The 4636-nt window shown below is 61.3% G+C and carries 3 protein-coding genes; 1 reads left to right on the forward strand and 2 read right to left on the reverse strand.

Features of this window, described 5'->3' with window-relative positions; translation table 11 throughout:
- Positions 1 to 6 precede the first annotated feature (6 nt).
- Complete coding sequence (zwf, locus tag NW820_RS08445; RefSeq protein ID WP_414407234.1) at positions 7 to 1560, reverse strand: glucose-6-phosphate dehydrogenase; 1554 nt, start codon at positions 1558 to 1560, stop codon at positions 7 to 9.
- Between the two features lie 37 nt (positions 1561 to 1597).
- Positions 1598 to 2596, reverse strand: coding sequence for a class 1 fructose-bisphosphatase (fbp, locus tag NW820_RS08450; protein WP_011433573.1), 999 nt, complete (start codon positions 2594 to 2596; stop codon positions 1598 to 1600).
- A gap of 358 nt (positions 2597 to 2954) precedes the next feature.
- Here fbp and ilvD point away from each other — a divergent pair.
- Positions 2955 to 4636: dihydroxy-acid dehydratase (gene ilvD / locus NW820_RS08455; protein WP_414407235.1), on the forward strand; the 1682-nt coding region annotated here is incomplete at its 3' end.

Genomic DNA, 4636 nt, shown 5'->3' on the forward strand with positions numbered 1-4636 from the left:
GCCAAATCAGAGGCGCCGCCACCGCCGCCCCGATTGGGTGAGCAGATCTTCGGCAGCCTTTGGCCCCCAAGTGCCGGCCTCATAGGTGAACAGAGGCGGTGCAGCACCGCCGCCATTGCCGCTGCCGGGCTCAGACTCCCAGGCCGATAACACCGGCGTCACCACCCGCCAGGCCGCTTCAACCTCATCGGCACGGGTAAACAGCGTTGGATCTCCCAACAGACAATCCAGGAGCAGGCGATCATAAGCATCCGGTGTACTCGCTCCAAAGGCAGTCCCATAGCGGAAATCCATATCCACCGAGCGGGTGCGGATCTCTGGCCCCGGCATCTTGGCCTCAAAGCGCAACGAGATGCCCTCATTGGGTTGGATGCGCAGTACCAGGATGTTGGGACTCACCTCCCGAGCTGCCGATTGGAACAGGGAAAGGGGCACCTGCTTAAAGTGAATGGCCACCTCCGAAACCTTCTTGGGCAGGCGTTTCCCAGTGCGCAAGTAGAAGGGCACCCCCTTCCACCGCCAAGTATCACACTCCAGTTTCAGAGCGACGTAGGTGGGGGTTTTGGACTGGGGATTGACATTGGGCTCCTGCCGATAGCCCAGCACCGGCTTGCCGGCAATCCAGCCAGGGCCGTACTGCGCCCGCACCGCTGCGGCTGCCACATTGCGGGGATCCGCTAGGCGGGTGGCCTGCAGCACCTTGGTCTTTTCGTTGCGCACCCCATCGCTGCGCAGTGAGACAGGTGGCTCCATGGCCGTCAGGCAATAGATCTGCATTAGGTGGTTTTGCACCATGTCTCGCAGGGCGCCGGCAGTGTCGTAGTAGCCGGCCCGATCCTCCACCCCCACCGTCTCCGCCACGGTGATCTGCACATGGTCGATGTAGTTGCGGTTCCAGAGAGGCTCGAAAATGGCGTTGGCAAAGCGGAAGACCAGCAGGTTTTGCACCGTCTCTTTGCCCAAGTAGTGATCAATGCGGTAGATCTGCTCTTCCTGGCAAATTCGCTGCACAAGGCGGTTGAGTTCCTGGGCCGAGGTGAGGTCGTGGCCAAAGGGCTTTTCGATCACCACCCGCGTTTTGGTCGGATCGGCCACCATGCCAGCTGCCCCCAGCTGTTGGATGGCCTGGGCATAGAAGTCCGGCGCCACCGCCAGATAGAACACTCGGTTGCCGCGGGTGCCCCGCTCTTCGTCCAGCTGGCTGAGCAGCTGCTTTAGGCGCAGATAGCTCTCAGCATCTCCGATATCGAGGCGGCAATAGAACAGGCGGCTGGCGAAGTCCTGCCAGAGGGCCTCCGGCCCCAAGTCCTGGGGGGCAAACTCCTGCACGGCAGCCCGCATCTTTTCCCGATAAACCTCGTGAGTCCAATCGCGGCGGGCCACCCCCACCAAAGTAAACTCCGGCGGCAGCCGCCGCTGCCCAAACAGCCGGTAGTAGGCCGGGAGCAGCTTGCGGGCGGCCAGATCCCCAGAAGCGCCAAACTGCACCAAAATACAGGGATCCGGGGTGCGTTCTTGGTTGAGACCAACGCGAAGGGGGTTTTCTGCCAGGGTTACCATAGGCCAGCTTGGCTCAAAGAGAAGGATTGGGAAGAACCTAGGGCACCAGAGAACCCTCTAGGCAGCGCAGCACTTCTTCCACGTTCTCGCGGCTGCCGATGATAAGGGGCACCCGTTGGTGGAGAGATTGGGGGACGATGTCTAGGATGGCCTCGGTGCCAGTGGTGGCCGCCCCGCCCGCCTGCTCGGCCAGAAAAGCCAGGGGGTTGGCCTCGTACATCAGGCGCAGCTTGCCCTCCGGTTTTTTCTGGGTGCCGGGATAGAGGTAAACTCCGCCCTGCAGGAGAATGCGGTGAAAATCCGCCACCAGAGCGCCGCTGTAACGGGAGATGTAGCCATCGCGGCGGTGAACATACCGGACATAGTTCTGGATCCCTTCGCTCCACTGGCAAAAATAGCCCTCGTTGAGGCTGTAGACGGAACCGCGTTCAGGAATGCGGATGTCGCTGCGGGAGAGGATAAATTCCCCCAAGCTGGGATCCAACGTAAAACCGTGTACCCCCTTGCCGACGGAATAGACCAATTGGGTGCTGGGGCCGTAGAGAATATATCCCGCAGCCAGTTGGCGACGGCCCGGTTGCAGCAGGTCTTGGTTGTCCGCTTCCGGGCGATCCTCAAGAGGGTGAAGGACGGAGAAGATGGAGCCGACGCTGAGGTTGGCGTCAATGTTGGAGGATCCATCCAGGGGATCGATCATCAGGGCCAGGCGGCTGAGGGAGCAGTTTTCCGGCAGGCGAGCCGGGGTTTTCATCTCTTCCGAGACCAGCCGACACACCAGGCCCGTTTGCTCCAAAGCGCGAATGAAGGCCCGGTTGGCATAGTCATCCATCTGTTGCTGTTCTTCCCCTTGGACATTGAGGCTGCCGGTAACCCCCAGCGCCCCTTCGATCAGTCCTGCCTGACTCAGCCGCCGGGCGATCATCTTGCCGGCCAGGGCAATGCGGTTCATCAGGGCGCTGAAGTCTTGGGCCTCTGCCGTAAAACTGCCAAACTGCTGTAAAACATGACGGGAGAGGGTGAGCACATCCCGCAACATCTCCCGTGAGGACTCCGTCCCGCTAACGCGGTCGGCACTGCTGGGCACTGCAGGCGAGGGGAGAGGAGAGCTGAGAACCATACGAGGCTTCGCCAACACGAAGGGGAAACACCAACACCCAGGATCCCTGGCCCCCATGTCTTGACTCGGTCTCGCAAACGCGATTGGAACCTGGGATCCCTTCTATTAGGTAGGCTGGCCGATTCCTGGCGCAGGTGCAGACAACTTACAGAGTTGCTTCAGATTTGGTTTGGATCCCTCTTTCCGGGAAAGCTCATGTTCCCCCGAAGAAACGCGGTAGGATGAGTTCTACCCCTTTTCTCCTCTCCCTACTTCGTCCCGGTTTCCTCTTGCAATGATAGCCAATTCCCCTTTCCCGCTGCGCAGCCAAGTGGTTACCCAGGGAGTACAGCGCTCCCCCAACCGCGCCATGCTCAGGGCCGTAGGCTTTCGCGACGAAGACTTCGGCAAGCCCATTGTCGGCATTGCCAACGCCCACAGCACCATCACCCCCTGCAACATGGGGATCCAAACTCTGGCGGAGCGGGCGGAGGCGGCTCTGAAGGCAGCGGGCTGTATGCCCCAGGTGTTCGGCACCATCACCATTAGCGACGGCATCTCGATGGGCACGGAGGGGATGAAATACTCCCTGGTGTCGCGGGAAGTGATTGCCGATTCCATCGAGACGGTGGTCAACGGCCAGAGCATGGATGGCCTCTTGGCCATTGGCGGCTGCGACAAGAACATGCCGGGGGCGATGATCGCCATGGCCCGCCTCAATGTGCCCTCCATCTTCGTCTACGGCGGCACCATCAAGCCGGGTCACTACAATGGCCGCGACCTCACCATCGTCAGCGCTTTTGAAGCCGTAGGAGAGTTCAGCGCCGGGCGCATCTCCGAGGAAGAGCTGCTGGCGGTGGAGCGCCATGCCTGTCCCGGTGCCGGATCCTGCGGCGGCATGTACACGGCCAACACCATGTCCAGCGCGTTTGAGGCTATGGGGATGAGTCTGCCCTACTCCTCCACCATGGCTGCAGAAGACGAAGAGAAAGCCGAAAGTGCCGCCCAATCGGCCAAGGTCTTGGCAGAGGCCATCAAAGCCAACATCCGCCCGCGAGATATCATCACCCGCAAAAGCATTGAAAATGCCATCTCGGTGATCATGGCCGTAGGGGGATCCACCAACGCCGTGCTCCACTTTCTGGCCATTGCCCATGCGGCAGAAGTGCCCCTGACGCTAGATGATTTCGAGACCATTCGTGCTCGCGTGCCTGTCCTCTGCGATCTCAAGCCTTCAGGGCGGTTTGTGGCCACCGACCTGCACCGGGCCGGCGGGATCCCCCAGGTGATGAAAATGCTGCTCAACCACGGCCTGCTGCACGGGGACTGCCTCACCATCTCCGGCCAGACCATCGTCGAAGTCCTGCGGGATGTGCCGGACGAGCCTAGCCCGGATCAGGAGGTGATCCGCCCTTGGCACAGCCCCCTGTATCCCCAAGGGCATCTGGCCATCCTCAAGGGGAATCTGGCTCCCGAAGGAGCAGTAGCCAAGATTACCGGCGTCAAGAACCCGAAAATTACCGGGCCGGCGCGGGTCTTCGATTCAGAGGAGTCCTGCCTGCAGGCCATCCTCTCCGGCCAGATCCGAGCAGGGGATGTGGTGGTGATCCGCTACGAAGGCCCCAAAGGTGGCCCCGGCATGCGGGAGATGCTCTCGCCCACTTCGGCCATCATCGGCGCCGGCTTGGGGGATAGCGTTGGCCTGATCACCGATGGCCGCTTCTCCGGCGGCACCTACGGCATGGTAGTGGGCCATGTGGCTCCCGAAGCCTATGTGGGGGGCACGATTGCCCTGGTGGAGGAAGGGGATCTCATCACCATTGATGCCCCGGCTCGCCAGTTGCACTTGCATGTGAGCGAAGAAGAGCTGGCCCGCCGCCGCGCCCGCTGGTCTCCTCCTGAGCCTCGCTACAAACGGGGCACCCTAGCCAAGTACGCCAAGCTGGTCTCCAGCAGCAGCTTGGGAGCAGTGACGGATTT

Origin of the sequence: Synechococcus sp. R55.7 (assembly GCF_047461955.1) — a bacterium.
GTDB lineage: Bacteria > Cyanobacteriota > Cyanobacteriia > Thermostichales > Thermostichaceae > Thermostichus.